Origin of the sequence: Blautia sp. AM28-27 (assembly GCF_003480905.1) — a bacterium.
GTDB lineage: Bacteria > Bacillota > Clostridia > Lachnospirales > Lachnospiraceae > Fusicatenibacter > Fusicatenibacter saccharivorans.
In genome coordinates, this window is sequence record NZ_QUJK01000001.1 from 79,875 (window position 1) to 99,295 (window position 19,421).

Sequence of the window (19,421 nt, forward strand, 5' to 3'; positions counted from 1 at the left end):
GAATTGTGAATGATGGGAAAAGATAGAACAGAAAGGATTTTACCAGCATGATTACAAAGGCGGACATCAAACAGGAGACGAATTCCGTATCATATAACCGTGGAAAAAAGATTTATGAAGAACAGAAAGTGCATGCTTTTCAGGTACAGGAAATGAAGGATATTTTCGGATATCAACTGCATAAAATTACAGCTGTCGTAGACGGAAGCGGAAAAAATATGTATTGTGTCAGCGTTTCTGTAGATGAAGAAATGTCTGAAATTATGGAAGATGATTGTGATTGTCCGGCACATGAGCAGTACTGGGGATTGTGCAAACATTGTGTCGCTGTTTTGCTGTACTATCTTGAATGGCGGAAAAAAGAGAGAAAAAAACTGGAAGAAAAAGTGAGAAATGACGAAGAACATCAGGAACTGGAGCAGCTTCTTCGTGCTGTCGGCGTGAAAAAAGGAATGGAAGAATTCCAGGGAGAACATAAAATTGTCAGAAAAGTAGTAAAACCAATACCAAAAGCAGAGACAAGCCCCGGTTTTTCTGAACTGCTTTCACATTATGTGATGCGGGATCAGGTTGCTTTTCTGCCGAAAGCAAAAGCAGGTCAGGTTAAACTGGAAATTCATCTGGAGAGCCAGTTTGACGATTCCTTTCGGGCAGAATTTAAAATCGGAAGCAAAAGGATGTATGTATTAAAAAGTGTTTCCAAAATGACAGCAGCTGTAAAAAATATGGAAACGGTCAGCTACGGTGCGCAGCTTTCTTTTTTGCACTGTATGGATGCTTTTGAAGAAGAAAGCCGTCCGATGGTAGAATTTCTGAGTGCATATACCATGGAATGCGGCTCATGCTATCAGATAGGTACCGGCAGCTATGCGTCCTGTTTTGATGACCGTTATGTGATGATTTCTGTGCAGAATATGGATGAATTTTTTGAGGCTGTTGGCAGCCAGGAGTTCTTTTGTCGTACGAACTGGAGAGAAGAAAAACTGTGGCACTGCCAGGAGGGGATGCCGCAGTATGAAATGAAGCTTTTACGGAAAGCAGATGGCCTAAAGGTACAGATGTATGCGGATCCCATTTTTTATGGCAGAAAATATTTGTATTTTCTTTCAGAAAAAAATACAATTTACCGAATCCCAAGGGAAGAGATAGCAGAAGTCTGCGACTTCCTGGAATATATGGAGCGATGTCCGGACGGAGTCTGTGAAATTGCAAAAGAAGATATCCCGACCTTCTGCCAGGGACTTCTTCCGGTGTTGGAGGAACATTTTAAGGTAAAAAAAGAAGAAAAGCTGGAATTACAGCAGTATCTTCCGCCGCAGGTGGAATTTCAGATTTATCTGGATGCGCCGCAGCATGATATGATTACCTGCGAACTTCTGGCTGTCTATGGCGAGAAAAAATACAATGTTTTTGCAGATGCAAACGATATCCATCAGCTTTCCCATGGCCGTGATGTACGGAAAGAAGCGGCGGCAAACCAGCTCGTTCGATCCTGTTTCAGTGCCTATGATGCGCGGAAACATCAGATGCTTCTCCAGGGAGCCGATGAGATGTATGAGTTTTTAAGCAGCGGTATGGAAGATCTGCAGAAACTGGGCGAAATTTTTGTTTCTGACCGGTTAAAAGCGATCCGTGTCATCCCGTCCCCGAAAGTTTCTGTCGGTGTATCCCTCGCAGAAAATGTACTGGAACTTCATTTGAATCCGGGCAATTTTGGCATGGAGGAACTGGCAGAGATTCTTTCAAAATATGACCGGAAAAAGAAATTTTACCGCCTGAGGACCGGTGAATTTATGGATATGGACGAGGACGGTATCCGCGTTCTCTCGGAACTGCGGGAAAATCTGCAGATCTCCGAGGCAAAGCTGAAGAGCGGCGAGATCACAATTCCGAAATACCGAGCACTCTACCTCGATACCCGTTTAAAAGAGCAGGATGATCTTCAGGTTGAGAAAAACCGCGAGTTCCGTATGCTGATCCGAAATATGAAAACTGCAGAGGAGAACGATTTTGAACTTCCGGACAATCTGCAGGCACAGCTCCGTGAATATCAGAAAACAGGATTCTGGTGGCTGAAAACCTTATGCCAGAACGGCTTTGGCGGTATTCTGGCGGATGATATGGGACTTGGAAAGACGCTGCAGACCATCGCCTTTCTCTTATCTGAAATGCAGGAAGCACCCGAAGATGCAAATCGTCGTTCTTTGATCGTTGCACCGGCATCTCTCGTCTATAACTGGGAGAGCGAATGTGCCCGCTTTGCTCCGGAGCTGCAGACGAGACTCGTCGCCGGCACACAGGAACAGAGGAAAGAGATGATCCAAAATGCCGGTATGCAGGATATTTTGATTACCTCGTACGATTTGCTCCGCCGCGATATCGAACTGTATCAGGATCTCCCGTTCTTCTGCGAGATCATTGATGAGGCGCAGTTCATCAAAAATCACGCAACGCAGGGAGCAAAAGCCGTGAAAACGATCCATGCATCGTTCCGCCTGGCATTAACCGGAACACCGGTAGAAAACCAGTTAAGTGAACTATGGAGCATCTTTGATTATCTGATGCCGGGATTCCTCTATGGATATCAGAAATTCCGCGAGCAGTTTGAACTTCCGATTGTGCGGAACGGCGACGAAGAAAGATTAGAACGTCTGCAAAAGATGATCCGTCCGTTTATTCTGCGCCGTCTGAAGAAGGAAGTGCTGAAGGATCTGCCGGACAAAATTGAGAAAAATATGGCTGCCTGCATGGAACAGAAGCAGAAGGAGCTGTATCATGCACATGCCCAGCGGCTGGCGCTTATGCTGCAGAACCAGACAGAGGAAGAATTTGCCGATTCCAGGTTCCAGGTGCTCTCTGAACTGACGCGGCTGCGTCAGCTATGCTGTGATCCTGCGCTTGTTTACGAAAATTACGAAGGCGGTTCGGCAAAACTCGATCTCTGCATCGAGCTGATTCAGAGTGCCGTGGAATCCGGCCACAAAATCCTGCTGTTCTCCCAGTTCACTTCGATGATCGAGATCCTGACCGCACGTCTGCAGGAAGAAAGCATCAGCTGCTTTGTCCTGCAGGGAAGCACGAAAAAAGAGCAGCGTGCACAAATGGTGGAACAGTTCAACCGGGATGACACGTCTGTATTCTGTATTTCCCTGAAAGCAGGTGGAACCGGCCTGAACCTGACCGGCGCGGATATCGTCATCCATTACGATCCATGGTGGAATGTTGCTGTTGAAAATCAGGCGACAGACCGTGCACATCGTATTGGGCAGAAAAATGTTGTGACGGTATACAAATTGATTGCAAAAGGAACCATCGAGGAAAAAATCATCAAGCTTCAGCAGATGAAAGAAGAGCTGGCGGAAGAGATCCTTTCCGGTGATGAAATTAAGACAGCATCCTTTCAGAGAGAGGAACTGCTTGAGCTTTTGGAAGAACGGTTCTGAAACCGCGAAAAGCAGAAAAAGATTTGATGTAAGGACGAAATGCAGCAGCAATGCAGGAAAATATAAAAGGGATACGTTTCTGTCATACCCTGAAAACGGGCGGACAGGAAACGTATCCCTTTTACAGTAATCGTCTATTCGAAACCAATCTTACAGAAGCTGAATATTCATCACATCCATCACCTCTCGTGTCTCCATCGGCCATACCGAGCACTGTACCTCTCCGATGTGCGCTTTGCGCAGGAAAAACATACAGATACGGGACTGTCCGATACCGCCGCCGATTGTCTGCGGGAGAGTGCCGTTCAGAATGGATTTCTGGAAGGGAAGCTTCGCGCGGGACTGGCATCCGCATTCCTTTAACTGAGCGCGGAGAGCATCTGCGTTGACGCGGATACCCATGGAGGAGAGCTCAAGAGCGATGTCAAGCACTGGATAATAAACGATCAGGTCGCCGTTTAAGGACCAGTCGTCGTAGTCCGGGGAACGTCCGTCCTGACGCTCTCCGGAAGCAAGCACGCCGCCGATCTGCATAATAAAGACAGCACCTTTTTCTTTGGTGATTGTATACTCTCTTTCCTTTGGAGTCAGATCCGGATAGCGATCCTCAAGTTCCTGGGAAGTGATAAAGAAAATTTCATCCGGCAGAATGGTTTCGATGTAGTCGTACTGGTCTGCCATATGTTTTTCCGTGTTTTTCAGTGCCTCATAGATATCTTTTACGGTACTCTTTAAGAAATCAAGATTGCGTTCTTCCGGGGACATGATTTTTTCCCAGTCCCACTGATCCACGTAAACGGAGTGAATGTTGTCGGTCACCTCGTCCTGGCGGATGGCGTTCATATCGGTGTAGATGCCTTCTCCCTCAGAGAAGCCGTATTTGTGAAGTGCATACCGTTTCCATTTTGCCAGAGACTGAACAATTTCAGCGGTTTTCTTGGTACCCTGATCCTTTAACTCAAAAGAAACCGGGTGTTCTACGCCATTCAGATTGTCATTCAAGCCGGTTTCCGGCTGTACAAAAAGTGGAGCTGTTACACGGAGCAGATGCAGACGATGTGTCAGCTCATGCTGGAAATAATCCTTTACTGTTTTAATTGCCACCTGTGTATCGTGGAGGTTTAATGCAGATTTGTAACCCTGCGGAATAATAATTTCTCCCATTACTTTAAAACCCTCTTGTTTTAGATTTGCTTTTCGAATCATGCCTTCTCAAAAAGCTTCAAATTTAGTTTACCATGTTTTCCCTGGAAAGCAAGGAAAAGATACGAAAAAACCAAAGATAGTAAAGAATTTTTTCGATATATTTTCCTTGCTGAATTTCTCCCCGGAAATACGAAATTTTCCGAAAATCAGAGCGCTTATGAAAGAGGCGGAATTATTCGGAAACCCACTGGCGCAGAAATGCTGCGGACTGTTCGATGAACGATAACTGATCCGGCGCATCGAAATGCTCGATGGCGAGATAACCGTCGTAATCGCACGCTTCTAAATCTGTAAGAAGCTTTGCCATCGGCAGATATCCCGTTCCGGCCGGTGTCTGGCCAAGGCCGCGGCAGAAACGTCCGTGAACGAGCGGGCTTTCGGCACGATCCTTACAGTGAACATGGACAATATAATCCTTCAGAAGCCAGGCAGCATACGAAACATCCTCATCACTGAAAGCAAAATTTCCGATATCAAGCGTATACCGCAGCCCCGGCACGTGCTCCATAAACCAGAGCAGCGGATATGTGCGTGCAAACGGCTGTAAAAAACCGTCAAAGTCCTCTAAGGTAATCGAAACGCCACGTAAAGCCGCATATTCGGCGAGTGAGGAAAGCGCATGTACCATATTTTGAATCGATTTATTTTCGGCCATAAAAGTACTCGTTGCCTCATAGGTGCTGCTACAGGCTGCAAGCTCTGCCGCTTCGGCAGTTTCAAGCGCGCCTGCAACAAACAGGACACGCGAAACCTGCTGCGATGCCGCAGTATCGAGCATCTGCTGGGCTCTGCCAAGATCCGTATCATGGGAAAAATCAAAGGTTTCATGCATACAGCTGATCACCAGCCCCGCATTGGAAAGCATCGGGGCAATGACCTCTTTTTCTGATGTAAACAGACTGTAGTTCATCTCAACAGCCGAAATTCCCTGCTCCCTGCAGAACGCGAGCACTTCCGGAATCGTCTTACCGGACTGCTCACACGCCTGTAGAATGTGTTCGTAAAAAACGGAAAGCTTTCTCATATAACAGTTCCTCCTGATTTATGCAATGTGTACGCAGATTCCATCCGCGTATTGCAGAACATTTTTGATCGTGAAATCAGACCCCTGTTTTGAAAAAATCAAACGGGATACAGATATCGGTAAACTGCAGCTGCTATTTTTGGTGTGAAGAAAGATACACTTCCTCCGTAGATGGATTCACCCATGCATTATCCAGTGGTGCCGGTCTTCGTACTACAGGAACGCACCAGCGTACCCCATTTTTGATAATCTTCTGAATCACCGGCATATGGTAAATGGGGTATTCCTCGTGTCCCGGCTGAAAATAGAAAATTTTGCCCAGCCCACGTGTAAAGGTGCATCCGCTGCGGAACACCTCACCGCCTGCAAACCATCCCGTAAATACCACATCATCCGGTTTGGGAATATCAAAAAACTCCCCATACATCTCTTCCTCCGGAATATCCACCCATGCCGGAATTCCCTGCGCGATCGGATGGGTCGGACACGTACAGAACAGTCTCTCACGATCCCCATGCCGCCACCGAAGCGTCATACTTGTTCCGAGAAGCTTCCGCATAATCTTGGAATAATGCCCTGAATGCAGAACTACCAGCCCCATTCCGGCCAGCACATGACGCCGAACCCGCTCGGCCACATCGTCCGAGAACTCCTCCTGCAGCATATGATTCCAGAACACCAGCACATCGGTATTTGCCAGCACTTCTTCCGTCAGCCCATGCTCCTTCTCGTCAAACACAGCCGTCCGAACCGAAAGCTCCTCCTCCTGTCCCAGAAACTTTGCAATACAGGTGTGAATCCCGTCCGGATAAATCTCTTTCACTTTCTCCTGCGTTCGCTCATGCTGAAACTCATTCCAGACCGTAACTCGTATCATTCGTCCATCCTCCTTCTATAAGAAAAAAATGTATCATTTTCAAAAAGTTATCGATAGCAAATCTTGAAAATAATGAAAAAAGCAGTCGTTCACACTCTGCGGTACTGAATTTTTGCGTTATTTTCTGGCCTTACTATAAATTATACTCGTGCTATACCAATATTTCAATTCACAAATTCCTTGACATCCCCTCCGAAATCCCGTATACTAAACAATGCGCAGCCGGGGAGATAGCGGTGCCCTGTACCCGCAATCCGCTACAGCGGGGGTGATGCCAATCCGAGGGCTCTTTCATTGCGAAGCTGCCTTCTATAAGTGACGTTGACGTCTGGGTCTTACGCAACAGGACTCCATGAACCGTGTCAGGGCAGGAATGCAGCAGCACTAAGTGGAATCTCCTGTGTGCCGTGAGGGTGCCTGGGCCGAGTAGGCTGTAGGAGTAACGTTCGTGGTGAGAGTTCGAAGTGCGGCGCGCATAAAAAAGAAAATCCAAGGAAGCCTGAACCACAGACTTCCTTTTTTCGTACAAAAAATAGAAACTCCCGCGCTTTCTTCCCCCGAACTATTGTGAGAACGAAAAAAATAGGGTATAATGTAAACATTCCATAATACTGCCAAGAAACAAGAAGCAGTCGTGAAAATCTAATAAAGAACAGGATGGGAAAAGTCATATGTTAAGAATTGGTCTGTTAACAAGCGGCGGAGACTGCCAGGCATTAAATGCGACCATGCGCGGAGTCGTAAAAGGCCTTGCAAACAATGTAAAAGATCTCGAAGTATACGGATTCATGAACGGCTATAAAGGCCTCATCTACAGCGATTACCGCATGCTCAGTGCAAAAGATTTTTCCGGTATATTAACACAGGGAGGAACTATTCTCGGAACCTCACGTCAGCCGTTCAAGCTGATGCGTACCCCGGATGCAAACGGTCTGGACAAAGTGGAAGCAATGAAGCATACCTACCACAAGCTCCTTCTGGACTGCCTTGTCATTCTTGGCGGAAACGGAACCCAGAAAACAGCAAACCTCTTGAGAGAGGAAGGACTGAATATTATCCATCTTCCGAAAACCATCGATAATGATATCTACGGAACGGATATGACCTTCGGTTTCTACAGTGCCGTCAATATTGCATCCGATGCGATCGACTGCATCCATACAACAGCCTCCTCTCACCAGAGAGTTTTTATCGTAGAGGTTATGGGTCATAAAGTAGGCTGGCTGACGCTGTACGCCGGAATCGCAAGCGGCGCAGACGTTATCCTGATTCCGGAAATTCCATACGATATTGAAAAAGTATGCGAGGCCATCAACAGACGAAAAGAGCGCGGAAGCGGATTCACCATTCTTGCCGTTGCCGAGGGTGCAATTGCAAAAGAAGACGCAGCACTTCCGAAGAAAGAGCTGAAAAAACGTCAGGAAGAAATCGCAAAGAAATACCCGTCCGTATCCTACAAGATCGCAGAAGAGATCGAGGCAAAGACAGGCATGGAAATCCGCGTCACCGTACCGGGCCACATGCAGCGAGGCGGCAGCCCGTGTCCGTATGACCGTGTCCTTTCCACAAGACTCGGATCCGAGGCAGCACAGCTTATTCTGGACAAACAGTACGGCTACATGGTCGGAATGGTCAACGGAAAAGTAAAGAAAATTCCGCTGGGCGAGTGCGCCGGAAAATTAAAGACCGTAGATCCGAATGCACAGGAAGTCCTGCAGGCAAAACGGATGGGAATCAGCTTCGGCGATTGATGCGTTCCCGAAAAAAGGCAAGGAAAAAGAACGGAGGCCTTAAAGCAAGAAGAACAAGGTCTCCGTTCTTCTGTTGCACTGCTGTCCAAAAGAAACTGCCGGCGGCAGGCTTCCATGCCGATGCAATAAAAGGAGAAAAATTTTATGAGCTATACTGCTCTGTACCGAAAATTCCGTCCTTCCACCTTTGAGGATGTAAAAGGACAGGATCACATTGTAACAACATTAAAAAATCAGATCCGCGCGGACCGCATCGGTCATGCGTACCTGTTCTGCGGAACCCGCGGAACAGGAAAAACGACGATCGCCAAGATTCTCGCCCGCTCGGTCAACTGCGAACATCCCGTGGACGGAAGCCCGTGCAACGAATGTCCGACGTGTAAGGCGATTCTGGCGGGCGTTTCCACGAACGTCATCGAGATCGACGCGGCATCGAACAACGGTGTCGACAACATCCGTGAAATCCGTGAGGAGGTAGCCTACCGGCCGACACAGGGACGGTATAAAGTCTATATCATCGACGAGGTGCATATGCTTTCTACCGGAGCGTTCAATGCACTCTTAAAAACCCTGGAGGAGCCGCCGTCCTATGTCATCTTCATTCTGGCGACCACAGAGGCAAACAAAATCCCGGTGACGATCCTTTCCAGATGCCAGCGGTACGATTTCCGCCGCATCACGATCGACACCATTGCGGCGCGTCTTAGTGAACTGATGGAAAAAGAGGGCGTGGACGTCGAAGAAAAAGCCATCCGCTACGTCGCAAAGGCGGGCGACGGATCCATGCGAGACGCGTTAAGCCTCCTGGACCAGTGCATCGCCTTCTACCTCGGGCAGAAGCTGACGTACGATAAAGTCCTTGAGGTTCTCGGAACTGTTGATACCGAAATCTTCAGCCAGATGCTCCGCACGATCCTCGCCGGGGATGTAACGGGAAGCATCCGCACGCTGGAAACCCTTTTAAACCGCGGAAAAGAGCTGGGACAGTTCGTTACCGACTTTACGTGGTATCTGCGGAATCTGCTGTTGGTAAAAAGCGCAGATGAAACCGAAGAACTGCTCGACGTCTCTACAGAAAACCTGAAGCTCTTAAAAGAAGAGAGCACGATGGTAGACGATGAGACGCTGATCCACTATATCCGCGTTTTATCCGAGCTCTCCGGCCAGCTCCGCTATGCGGCGCAGAAGCGCGTGCTCGTTGAGGTGGCGCTCGTCAAACTCTGCAAACCGCAGATGGAGCAGAACCTCGAATCCGTGCTGGAGCGTCTTAGGATTCTCGAAGAAAAAATGGAGCGCGGAATCCCGATGATGGTGACAAATGCACCGGGAGCAGGAAACGGCAGTGCAGGAGGCTCCGGAGCGGCCGGAGACGGCTATGCGGCGGCAGAAACACCGCAGAGTGCACCGGCACCAGTGAAAGCCGCACCGGCGGATTTACAGCGCATCAGCGCGTCCTGGAAGGCAATTGTCGGCCAGACAAGCGGCATGTTCCGCCAGTTTCTGCAGAGCGCCGTTCCGAAATACAACAGCGAGACGGGCGACGCCAAACTGTTTGTTGAGTTTGCAGACCAGCTCGCATCCATCTACGTTGAGCGGCCGGAGGCAGCCGATGAGATCCGCACCATTATTGAACAGATGACTGGAAAAACCGTAGAGGTCCAGCTCATTTTAGCAGACCAGCATGCAAACGCCGCGCTCTCCACGATTTCCGTGGATGATGCACTGACGCAGGCGATTCATGGAATCCCGGTCGAGGAGGACGACGAGAGCGACTTCGACGACGGGGAAGAATAAATTAAAAACAAATTTTTCAGGAGGATATTACCATGGCAAAAAGAGGAGGATTCCCGGGAGGAATGCCGGGCAACATGAACAATCTGATGAAGCAGGCTCAGAAAATGCAGAAGCAGATGGAAGAGAACCAGAAAGCACTGGAGGAGAAAGAGTTCACTGCGACAGCAGGCGGCGGAGCCGTAGAAGTAACCATTTCCGGTAAAAAAGAAGTAACCAAAGTTAAAATCAGCGAAGATGCCGTAGATCCGGACGACGTAGAAATGCTCGAGGATCTGATCATGGCAGCAACCAACGAAGCACTGCGCAAAGTTGAGGACGAGGCAGCCAAAGCTATGGGCAAACTTGCCGGCGGACTCGGCAGCATGGGCGGAGGATTCCCGTTCTGATGGATTACTACAGCGGATACATCAATCAGTTGATCGAGCAGCTGTCCCATCTGCCTGGCATCGGTGTGAAAACCGCACAGCGACTGGCCTTTCATATTATGAATATGCCGGCCGACCAGGCAAAACGGCTGGCCGATTCGATCACAGAAGCAAAATCCCATGTCCAGTACTGTAAGTGCTGCCAGACCCTGACCGACAAAGAGCTGTGCCCGATCTGCGCAAATGTCAAGCGCGACCACAGCGTGATCATGGTGGTGGAGACGACGCAGGATCTTGCGGCATATGAAAAAACCGGAAAATACGACGGCGTTTACCACGTCCTGCACGGGGCCATCTCCCCGATGCTGGGGATTGGGCCGGACGACATCCGGTTAAAAGAGCTGATGCAGCGCCTCCAGGGCGATGTCTCGGAGGTTATCGTTGCCACGAACTCCAGCCTGGAGGGCGAGACAACGGCCATGTACATCAGCAAGCTGATCAAGCCGACCGGCATCAAGGTGACGCGGATTGCAAGCGGTGTTCCGGTGGGCGGCGATCTGGAAAATATTGACGAAGTCACCCTTCTGCGTGCGTTAGAGGGCAGAACGGAGCTGTAATTATGGGCAGAAAAAAAGTGACATCCAGTGATGTCGCAGCAGCCTCAGGCGTATCCCAGGCGACGGTCTCCATGATCCTGAACCGGCGGGAAAACGTTTCGTTCTCGCGGGAAACAGTAGAAAAAGTGGAGGCGGCGGCAAAAGAGCTGGGCTACCAGATTCCGCGGCGGAAGATGAGAAGAGAGTCGAACGGCAACAAGCTGATCGTCGTCTTCTGTCCGACGCTGACGAATCCTTACTATGTGATGCTGCTGCACGGCATCGAAGAAGTTGCAAAAGAGAAGAATTACGGGGTCTTTGTCTGCAATACGCAGAGGGACCTGAAAATCGAAGAGAATTATCTTCGGATGATGAAGAGTGTGCGCCCGCGCGGAATTATCTACACCTGCAATCCGAGCAGAAGCTGCAAGGAAAAAGTGGAGGAGCTGGCCGCGGAGATTCCGCTTGTCATCATCAACAACCGAGAAGAGCTGCTGGAAATTGATGCGGTCGAGCTGAACAATGCAAAACCCGGCAGGCTGATGGCACGCCACCTGCTGGAACTGGGACACCGGCATGTGGCGTTTGTTTCACCTCCGCTGACTTCCAAACAGGGCCAGCGCCTGAAACGCGTGGAGGGCTTTGTGCGCGAGTTTGAGGAGGCAGGATACGGCCACGGCGTGATCGTCAAATCGGCGGATGAGGACCTCGACGAGGTGATCCCGAGCATGGATTCTGAGTACAAGATGGGCTATTATCTGACGAAGGAACTGCTGCGGGAGGACAAGAACCTTACGGCAATCGTCGGCATGAATGATATGATCGCGTTCGGGATCATGGACGCCGTGCTCGAGAGCAAACTGCGCATTCCGGCGGATATTTCCGTAGTGGGATGTGACAACACCGTCTATTCCAGCTTCCGCTCGATTTCCCTGACGACGATTGACCACTATGTGCCATTGAAGGGCCGCGATGCGTGCGATATCATCCTGCGGAAAATCCAGTCTCTTCGGGAAAGCCAGGACGGCAATGAACCCTTAAGCACGTATCATGTCGAGTATGAGCCGAAACTGATCGTGCGGCGCAGCACTTCGTATGCAAGAACCGAAAAATTAAAAAATAAATAGGACGGCTGAAATTATTATTAATAATTTTGAATAAAACAGCTCCGACGCAAACCGGGAAAACACAAAGAAAAGGAAAAACCGGAAAAAATGAGAAAAAATCCGCCAGAGTAATTTATAAAATAGTATTTATAAATAATAAAATTAATTAATAAAAATGAGGCCGACTTGACGGAAAAACCAAACATATCTATACTGGAGATAACAGAAAAACGGAGCCGTTCTGCGGAAAACAACAGGCCCCGAAACCTTACGAAAGTATGAATATGGGAGGAAAAACAACATGAGATTTTTCATCGACACAGCAAAAGTAGAGGACATTAAAAAAGCAAACGACATGGGCGTTATCTGCGGCGTTACCACCAACCCGTCCCTGATCGCAAAAGAAGGACGTGACTTCAAAGAGGTCATCAAAGAGATCACCGAGATCGTAGACGGACCGATCAGCGGCGAGGTAAAAGCTACCACAACAGATGCAGAAGGCATGATCAAAGAAGGCCGTGAGATCGCAGCCATCCATCCAAACATGGTTGTTAAAATCCCGATGACCGTAGAAGGACTCAAAGCTGTTAAAGTTCTGAGCGCAGAGGGCATCAAGACAAACGTAACCCTGATCTTCTCCGCAAACCAGGCACTTCTGGCTGCAAGAGCAGGTGCAACTTATGTTTCCCCATTCCTTGGAAGACTCGATGACATCAGCACCCGCGGCGTTGATCTGATCCGTGAAATCGTTGAGATCTTCGACGTAGCCGGCATCGACACCGAGATCATCGCAGCAAGTGTCCGCAACCCGATCCACGTAACCGACTGCGCACTGGCTGGTGCAGACATTGCAACTGTTCCATACAACGTAATCGTACAGATGACCAAACATCCTCTGACCGACGCCGGAATCGCAAAATTCCAGGCTGACTACAAAGCTGTATTCGGCGAATAAGACCTAAACATGATTGCATAAAAGCTGGAAATATGGTATTGTGAACAAAGTGAACAATAGCGATATTTCCAGCTTTTGATTCCGATTCAACTAAACAAGGAGAAAAGACATGAACAAGTTAGAACTTCAGAAGACGGCCAATGAGATCCGCAAAGGGATCGTCAGCGGCGTTCATGCAGCAAAGGCCGGCCATCCGGGCGGATCTCTGTCTGCAGCCGATATTTTCACGTATCTGTATTTTGAAGAAATGAACGTGGACCCGAAAAATCCAAAAGATCCGGACCGCGATCGTTTTGTACTTTCGAAAGGCCACACAGCGCCGGGACTGTATGCAGCACTGGCTGAAAAAGGTTATTTCCCGAAAGAAGATCTGCTGACCCTTCGCCATCTTGGATCTTATCTGCAGGGACATCCGGATATGAAACATATCCCGGGCGTTGATATGTCAAGCGGTTCCCTCGGACAGGGAATCTCCGCAGCAGTCGGAATGGCACTCGGTGCAAAACTGCAGAACAAAGCATTTCGTGTTTATACACTTCTTGGCGATGGTGAAATCCAGGAAGGTCAGGTCTGGGAGGCAGCCATGTTTGCCGGAGCAAAACATCTGGACAACCTCGTTGTGATCGTAGACAACAACGGACTTCAGATCGACGGAAACGTAGCAGATGTCAACAGTCCGTACCCGATCGACAAAAAATTCGAGGCATTCAACTTCCACGTAATCAACGTAGCGGACGGCAACGATTTCGATCAGCTGAAAGCTGCATTTGATGAGGCGCGCACCGTAACAGGCATGCCGACCGCCATCATCACAAAGACCGTAAAAGGAAAAGGCGTTTCCTTCATGGAGAACCAGGTAGGCTGGCACGGAAAAGCTCCGAACGATGAAGAATACGCAATTGCTATGGCAGAACTGGAAAAGGCAGGTGAAGCGTTATGTCAGAAGTAAAGAAAATCGCAACAAGAGAAAGTTACGGTAATGCACTGGTTGAACTTGGCGCAGAGCATGACAATCTGATCGTACTCGACGCTGACCTTGCAGCAGCAACCAAGACTGGTGTGTTCAAAAAAGCATATCCGGACCGTCACATCGACTGTGGTATCGCAGAATGTAATATGATGGGAATCGCTGCCGGCCTTTCCACCACAGGCATCGTTCCGTTCGCAAGCACCTTCGCGATGTTTGCCGCAGGCCGTGCGTTTGAGCAGGTACGCAACTCCATCGGATACCCGCATCTGAACGTAAAAATCGGTGCTACCCATGCCGGAATTTCCGTAGGAGAAGACGGCGCAACACATCAGTGCAACGAGGATATCGCCCTGATGAGAACCATCCCGGGCATGGTCATCCTGAACCCGGCAGATGATGTAGAGGCAAAAGCCTGCGTGAAAGCAGCTTATGAATACAACGGACCGGTTTACCTTCGTTTCGGACGTCTGGCAGTGCCGGTGATCAACGACAGACCGGATTACAAATTTGAGCTCGGAAAAGGCGTTGTTCTCCGTGAAGGCAAGGATGTCACCATCGTTGCAACAGGCCTTTGCGTAAGCTCCGCTCTGGAAGCAGCAGAGAAACTTGCCGCAGACGGCATTGATGCCAAGATCATCAACATCCACACCATCAAACCGCTGGATGAGGAGCTGATCGTTGCAGCAGCAAAAGAGACCGGCAAAGTCGTAACCGTAGAAGAGCACTCGGTGATCGGAGGACTTGGAAGCGCAGTCTGCGATGCACTGGCAGAGAAATGCCCGGTTCCGGTGAAAAAAATCGGTGTACAGGACGTCTTCGGAGAGTCCGGCCCGGCAGCCGCTCTTCTTGCAAAATACAAACTCGACGGCGAGGGCGTTTACGAGCAGGTAAAAGAGTTCTGTAAATAAGATTTTTCGAAATAAATGACAAAAGAAAACAGGCAGAGGCCACACCGGAAAATGGTGCAGTCTCTGCCTGTTTTGCTGTCTGCAGTTTTTCTTAAAGCAGAAGTTCGCTTGTCCCGGCCGCCTCAAGTTCCCGGCAGGCGAGCAGGATTCCCTGCGAGATGGATTCCGCCATATGGAAAATCGTGGCAAGCCGGGTTGTCTGCAGAAGAAGCTGTTCAAAACTGCCCGATACATTCACAATGCCTGTGATAAAAATATCCCCGACCTCGGGCAGCGTCTTCCCTGCCCCCGCGCCCGGCCGGATCGCCCCGTTTCCGATCGTGATGTATCCCTGATGACGCCGCGAACCAAGCGAAGCATCAATCGCAACGAGCAGTGCCTCCGGGTGGCGGGAATGGATGTACGAAATCCGGTCCGGTAGATTCAGGGCGTGCACCGGGTCATCCAGCGTTCCATAGACATGAAAAATGCGGCTGCAGTACGGCGAAAGCTGGTACCCGATCAGCGGTCCTAAGGAATCCCCAGTGATCCGGTCGCTTCCGATGCAGAGAAATACCAGTTCACGGAACATGCGTCCGTCCTTTTGAATGCAGTAAGAAAACAGCGACGCCAGCTCTTCGCTGGCGCTGCGGCTTCGCTCATTGATGTAGTAAACTTCGGCGTCTTTTTTTCGAAACATGACCGGTACCTGCCTTTCAGAAGAATCATCCACAGTTTAACCGTATATGGTATAAACTATTCCTGCAATGAAAAAAACATGACATGCCCTCCGGTGCAGAAAAACGGGAAAACAGTCGGAAAAAACCGTGACAGCCCTGCCCCAAAACGATCTTTTTCGCGGAACATCCGTGATAAAGTAGGCAAAAAGGGGTGAAAAGCATGATTGAGATTGTCTATAAAGAAAACAAAGAGCAGGCGAACGGCAACGAGGGATACTTTCATCTGCCGAAAAATATCCGCCAGGTCGGTGATACGAACGGCAGGGAGCGGATTTATCTGGAAGATTATGTCGGAACCTTTCTGAAAAAATATTTTTCCGCACCAGAGGGACGTGCCGCCATGCTGTTCGGTGAATTTAAGTGGGCGGACGGAATTTCCTACTTTTTTATCCGCAGCGCGGCCGCGATTCATACGATGGAGCCGGCGCCGGATCACCTGGTCTTCGATGATGCAGTATGGACGGAGGTCCACGATGTGATGGAAAAATATTTCAAAAACCAGCAGATCCTCGGCTGGGCACTTTCTCTTCCGGGATACGGGGAGGATCTGAATGAACAGATCATCCGAGCGCATCTGAACCACTTCGGCGGAAATGACAAGACGCTGTTCCGCGTCAACGGACAGGAAAAAGAGGAAACCTTCTATACGTACGAGGGCGGCACCCTGCGGAGCACGGGAGGCTTTTACATTTATTATGAAAAGAATGAGCCGATGCAGTCGTATCTGATCGATCAGAATCAGAACCGGTCGATCGAAAACGGAGAGAGCGTGCCCGACCGCGCTGTCAGCGATTTTCGGAAGATGATTGAGGAGAAGAGCGGGGAGGAGCCGGAACACGATCACAGAAAGCCGATCCTCTATGCGATGACAGCATGCGCGGCTGCGGCGCTTCTTGTGACGGTGACGCAGAAATACGGAGATGCGCTGCCGTTTCCGGGGAAAACAAAGGAGCAGACGGTAGCAGTGGCGGGAAACGTACAGGGAGAGAAGACACAGACGGCGGAGAGTGCAGCGGAAGCATCAGCGGCGGAAGAGGGAAACACAGGGGAAAATACTTCGACACCGGAAAGCACAGGAACGGAACTGGAAACGGAAAATGAGAGCGGGAGCGCGGCGGTAAGTGAGGAGCAGAATTTATCCGGAACGGATCCGGCAGGCAGCGGAGAGCAAAGCACATCCGGCGGGGAGCAGACTGGTGCAGCGGAGAACAATACCGGTACGGTGCAGACAGATCCAGCACCGGGAGCAGAGCCATCGTCCGCCCCGGGAACTGCTTCCGGCAGTGAGACGGCAGAAACCGCCGCGCAGGTCTGGCAGGAGTACACCGTACAGAAGGGGGACAGCCTCTCGAAAATCAGTGAGAGATATTACGGAACGATGAGCAGAGTGAAAGATATCTGCGAACTGAACCAGATCGCGGTGGAAGATCTCATATATGCGGGGCAGAAAATATACCTCCCAAAATAGAGAAAAATATGGTACACTAGAGCGGAATCAAACTGCGGCCGAAAGGGCGGCAGAAAATAAGTCCGAAAAGAACATAAGGGGAATGAAAATGGACGGAAAAAACAGAGAAGAACAGGAGAACGGAGCAAAAGTCCGGGATCTTGAGGAGTATAAAGCAGAAAACAGAAAAAGAAAACGCAGACGCCGGATCACCGTTGGAATCCTTGCAGGAGCCATTCTCGCGGCCGGAATTGGTACAGGGGTATGGCTTCAGCTGCGTACTTTTCAGGGATACGACACAGTACAGGCAACAGAGACCGAGGACACCGATACGTATATGTTTCAGAAATCCGGAAATAAGATCGTGCGCTACGGTATCGACGGCATCGAACTGCGCGACCGGGAAAATCAGACCCTCTGGAGCGATCATTATACCATGGAAAATCCGCAGATGATATCCTGCGGCGATGCAATTGCCATTTACGATAAAAACGGAACCAAAATTGTTGTATACGATGCCGATGGAAAGGCCGGCGAAATTACCGCGTCGTATCCGATCGTGAAAGCATCCGTTGCAGGCCAGGGCGTCGTTGCGGCGATTCTGGAAAACAACGGGGAGAGCTGGATCAAATACTATAATACCGATGGAACGGAGATCGCCTCCTCTCACCCGAACATGGACAGCCCGGGCTATCCGATGGATCTCTCACTTTCCGCGGACGGACTCTGGATGGCGGTTTCCTACGCTTACGAAGACGGCGGCAAGATGAAATCACAGGTCGCTTTCTACAATTTCGGAAGCAGGGGCGAGGATCTGGTGGACAATCTTGCAAGCTCATCGAGCTACACCGATATGCTGTGCCCGCAGATCGAAACCGCGGGAACATCCTCATGGGTTGCCTTCTTTGACAACGGCTTCCGCGTTTATGAAGGAACAAACAAGCCGAAGGAAACGGTGAGCGTATCGGAAGATGGAGAAATTTTAAGCTGCGCGTATGCGGACGACCGCGTGGTTCTGATTCTGCGCGGGGAGAGCGACGATCATCCTTACCGGATGAAAATCTACAATCTGAAAGGAAAGCAGCTTGCGGATGAAAATCTGGATTTCTATTACCAGAACCTTCAGATAGAAGAAAAACAGATTCTGCTGACGAACCGGCAGGAGCTGTGTGTATATACCTTAAATGGAAGAAAGAAGTACAGCGGCGTGGTCAGCGAAACACAGATTCACGAGATCCTCGGCATGGGGCAGAACCGGTATCTGCTCGCGGAGGAGGACGGCGTTTCGATGATCCGGCTGAAATAGGAGAAGAAAAACATGAATTGGCTGAGATACGTATTACTTGCGGTGTGTATTCTTTCCGCGCTGGCTGGATATCGAAAGGGGCTGGTCCGGACAGTGCTGTCCATGGTGTCCCTGATTCTGGTGACAGGACTGGCGATCTGGATGAATCCGTATGTAACGGATGTGCTGAATGAGCGGACAACGCTGCCGCAGTATGTGGAGAAGAAATGTTTAGAGACATTTGAAAACAATGAATTTCTGTCGGGGGAAAACCAGGATGTGCAGAAGAAATGGCTGGAGAGCATGGGCGTGCCGGAGGAGCTGGTGAACCAGATCCTCGGAAGCGGCGCGGTGCGGGAGTACCAGGAGGAACAGCTGCACAGTTTGGCATCCTACGCGGCGAAGGCGGTATCGGAAAAGATTATGAAAGGGATTGCTTTCTTTCTGACGCTGGTGCTTGCCGTTGTTTTCGTGACGATTGCGGTGAAAATTGTGGAATTGATTGCGGAGATTCCGGGGATCAGCTTTTTGAACCGCATGGGAGGAGCAGGACTTGGTGTCGTGCGTGCGGTGCTGTGGATCTGGATTTTCTTTGCGGTGGTGTACTGCTTTCAGGCGACACACTGGGGGAATGTATGCATGAAGCAGATCCAGGGCGATATGGCGCTGGCATGGATTCGGGAGAATAATCCGGTGCTGATGCTGTTGAAGAATGTATTATAAGATGAGAAAAAACGGTTCCTTGTGGGGCCGTTTTTTGGTGGGAGGGGGGACGAGGAAAAGCGGGCGTCGTGTGGGCGGCGGATGCGGTGGGAGGGGAGAAACGTGCCGGGGTGCGGGGCTGTGATTTGGGTGGGGCGGAGACCTTGGCGTGGATGGGACGGAACGGGGGAGCACCGAGACAATTCGTCAGGAAAACTGATGTTTTCCCGACTCAGTGTCTCTTGAAATCCGGCTTTGTGAGCCGGATTTCAT

General features: G+C 49.9%; 16 protein-coding genes and 1 other RNA gene. 13 read left to right on the forward strand and 4 right to left on the reverse strand.

Annotated elements, in window-relative coordinates; genetic code table 11:
• Positions 1 to 47: 47 nt before the first annotated feature.
• A complete protein-coding gene (locus DW743_RS00340) occupies positions 48 to 3,443 on the forward strand; it encodes a DEAD/DEAH box helicase (RefSeq protein WP_117761714.1) in 3,396 nt (1,131 codons plus the stop codon).
• Between the two features lie 150 nt (positions 3,444 to 3,593).
• Here the strand turns inward: DW743_RS00340 and asnA are convergent, their stop codons facing one another.
• From asnA to DW743_RS00355, 3 genes are all read right to left on the reverse strand, one after another.
• Positions 3,594 to 4,607, reverse strand: a complete 1,014-nt coding sequence (asnA, locus tag DW743_RS00345) for an aspartate--ammonia ligase (protein WP_022463264.1) — start codon at positions 4,605 to 4,607, stop codon at positions 3,594 to 3,596.
• Positions 4,608 to 4,821: 214 nt separating this feature from the next.
• Complete coding sequence (locus tag DW743_RS00350) at positions 4,822 to 5,673, reverse strand: sugar phosphate isomerase/epimerase family protein (protein WP_117761713.1); 852 nt, start codon at positions 5,671 to 5,673, stop codon at positions 4,822 to 4,824.
• Positions 5,674 to 5,806: 133 nt separating this feature from the next.
• Positions 5,807 to 6,550, reverse strand: a complete 744-nt coding sequence (locus tag DW743_RS00355; RefSeq protein ID WP_117761712.1) for a ThuA domain-containing protein — start codon at positions 6,548 to 6,550, stop codon at positions 5,807 to 5,809.
• 214 nt (positions 6,551 to 6,764) lie between these two features.
• Between DW743_RS00355 and ffs the strand changes: the two genes are divergently transcribed.
• The 9 genes from ffs (at position 6,765) to DW743_RS00400 (ending at position 14,995) form a co-directional block, all read left to right on the forward strand.
• Positions 6,765 to 7,027, forward strand: an RNA gene (gene ffs / locus DW743_RS00360) — signal recognition particle sRNA large type.
• Between the two features lie 194 nt (positions 7,028 to 7,221).
• Positions 7,222 to 8,301: a 6-phosphofructokinase gene (locus DW743_RS00365; RefSeq protein ID WP_022463267.1), complete on the forward strand. Its 1,080-nt coding sequence runs from the start codon at positions 7,222 to 7,224 to the stop codon at positions 8,299 to 8,301.
• 144 nt (positions 8,302 to 8,445) lie between these two features.
• The gene (gene dnaX, locus DW743_RS00370; protein WP_055265662.1) at positions 8,446 to 10,095 is read left to right on the forward strand and encodes a DNA polymerase III subunit gamma/tau; all 1,650 of its coding nucleotides are present in this window, start codon (positions 8,446 to 8,448) and stop codon (positions 10,093 to 10,095) included.
• A 32-nt stretch (positions 10,096 to 10,127) separates the two neighbouring features.
• Complete coding sequence (locus tag DW743_RS00375; RefSeq protein ID WP_022463269.1) at positions 10,128 to 10,481, forward strand: YbaB/EbfC family nucleoid-associated protein; 354 nt, start codon at positions 10,128 to 10,130, stop codon at positions 10,479 to 10,481.
• Positions 10,481 to 11,077, forward strand: a complete 597-nt coding sequence (gene recR, locus DW743_RS00380) for a recombination mediator RecR (protein WP_022463270.1) — start codon at positions 10,481 to 10,483, stop codon at positions 11,075 to 11,077. The genes DW743_RS00375 and recR overlap by 1 nt, the downstream gene beginning before the upstream one ends.
• 2 nt (positions 11,078 to 11,079) lie before the next feature.
• Positions 11,080 to 12,183 (forward strand): LacI family DNA-binding transcriptional regulator, encoded by a 1,104-nt coding sequence (locus tag DW743_RS00385; protein WP_117761711.1) that lies wholly within the window; start codon positions 11,080 to 11,082, stop codon positions 12,181 to 12,183.
• Positions 12,184 to 12,463: 280 nt separating this feature from the next.
• On the forward strand, positions 12,464 to 13,117 hold the full coding sequence (gene fsa / locus DW743_RS00390) for a fructose-6-phosphate aldolase (protein WP_022463272.1): 654 nt from the start codon (positions 12,464 to 12,466) through the stop codon (positions 13,115 to 13,117).
• A gap of 109 nt (positions 13,118 to 13,226) precedes the next feature.
• A complete protein-coding gene (locus DW743_RS00395) occupies positions 13,227 to 14,066 on the forward strand; it encodes a transketolase (RefSeq protein WP_055219293.1) in 840 nt (279 codons plus the stop codon).
• On the forward strand, positions 14,054 to 14,995 hold the full coding sequence (locus tag DW743_RS00400) for a transketolase family protein (RefSeq protein ID WP_055219295.1): 942 nt from the start codon (positions 14,054 to 14,056) through the stop codon (positions 14,993 to 14,995). Before DW743_RS00395 ends, DW743_RS00400 begins: the two co-directional genes overlap by 13 nt.
• A 91-nt stretch (positions 14,996 to 15,086) precedes the next feature.
• On the opposite strand, the gene yyaC is transcribed toward DW743_RS00400, so the two are convergent.
• Positions 15,087 to 15,674, reverse strand: coding sequence for a spore protease YyaC (yyaC, locus tag DW743_RS00405; RefSeq protein ID WP_055226856.1), 588 nt, complete (start codon positions 15,672 to 15,674; stop codon positions 15,087 to 15,089).
• A gap of 200 nt (positions 15,675 to 15,874) precedes the next feature.
• Between yyaC and DW743_RS00410 the strand changes: the two genes are divergently transcribed.
• The 3 genes from DW743_RS00410 to DW743_RS00420 all read left to right on the forward strand — a co-directional run bounded on the left by DW743_RS00410 (position 15,875) and on the right by DW743_RS00420 (position 19,169).
• Complete coding sequence (locus DW743_RS00410; protein ID WP_055226858.1) at positions 15,875 to 17,182, forward strand: LysM peptidoglycan-binding domain-containing protein; 1,308 nt, start codon at positions 15,875 to 15,877, stop codon at positions 17,180 to 17,182.
• Positions 17,183 to 17,270: 88 nt separating this feature from the next.
• Positions 17,271 to 18,467, forward strand: coding sequence for a DUF5711 family protein (locus DW743_RS00415; protein WP_055226860.1), 1,197 nt, complete (start codon positions 17,271 to 17,273; stop codon positions 18,465 to 18,467).
• Positions 18,468 to 18,479: 12 nt separating this feature from the next.
• Positions 18,480 to 19,169, forward strand: a complete 690-nt coding sequence (locus DW743_RS00420) for a CvpA family protein (protein WP_055265670.1) — start codon at positions 18,480 to 18,482, stop codon at positions 19,167 to 19,169.
• Positions 19,170 to 19,421 lie beyond the last annotated feature (252 nt).

Excerpts from the sequence above, each read along its gene's own strand:
- yyaC (WP_055226856.1), bottom strand. The coding sequence starts at position 15,674 with ATGTTTCGAAAAAAAGACGCCGAAGTTTACTACATCAATGAGCGAAGC.
- dnaX (WP_055265662.1), top strand. The coding sequence starts at position 8,446 with ATGAGCTATACTGCTCTGTACCGAAAATTCCGTCCTTCCACCTTTGAG.
- asnA (WP_022463264.1), bottom strand. The coding sequence starts at position 4,607 with ATGGGAGAAATTATTATTCCGCAGGGTTACAAATCTGCATTAAACCTC.
- fsa (WP_022463272.1), top strand. The coding sequence starts at position 12,464 with ATGAGATTTTTCATCGACACAGCAAAAGTAGAGGACATTAAAAAAGCA.
- DW743_RS00375 (WP_022463269.1), top strand. The coding sequence starts at position 10,128 with ATGGCAAAAAGAGGAGGATTCCCGGGAGGAATGCCGGGCAACATGAAC.
- DW743_RS00420 (WP_055265670.1), top strand. The coding sequence starts at position 18,480 with ATGAATTGGCTGAGATACGTATTACTTGCGGTGTGTATTCTTTCCGCG.
- DW743_RS00365 (WP_022463267.1), top strand. The coding sequence starts at position 7,222 with ATGTTAAGAATTGGTCTGTTAACAAGCGGCGGAGACTGCCAGGCATTA.
- DW743_RS00395 (WP_055219293.1), top strand. The coding sequence starts at position 13,227 with ATGAACAAGTTAGAACTTCAGAAGACGGCCAATGAGATCCGCAAAGGG.
- DW743_RS00350 (WP_117761713.1), bottom strand. The coding sequence starts at position 5,673 with ATGAGAAAGCTTTCCGTTTTTTACGAACACATTCTACAGGCGTGTGAG.
- DW743_RS00340 (WP_117761714.1), top strand. The coding sequence starts at position 48 with ATGATTACAAAGGCGGACATCAAACAGGAGACGAATTCCGTATCATAT.
- DW743_RS00355 (WP_117761712.1), bottom strand. The coding sequence starts at position 6,550 with ATGATACGAGTTACGGTCTGGAATGAGTTTCAGCATGAGCGAACGCAG.
- DW743_RS00410 (WP_055226858.1), top strand. The coding sequence starts at position 15,875 with ATGATTGAGATTGTCTATAAAGAAAACAAAGAGCAGGCGAACGGCAAC.
- DW743_RS00415 (WP_055226860.1), top strand. The coding sequence starts at position 17,271 with ATGGACGGAAAAAACAGAGAAGAACAGGAGAACGGAGCAAAAGTCCGG.
- recR (WP_022463270.1), top strand. The coding sequence starts at position 10,481 with ATGGATTACTACAGCGGATACATCAATCAGTTGATCGAGCAGCTGTCC.
- DW743_RS00385 (WP_117761711.1), top strand. The coding sequence starts at position 11,080 with ATGGGCAGAAAAAAAGTGACATCCAGTGATGTCGCAGCAGCCTCAGGC.
- DW743_RS00400 (WP_055219295.1), top strand. The coding sequence starts at position 14,054 with ATGTCAGAAGTAAAGAAAATCGCAACAAGAGAAAGTTACGGTAATGCA.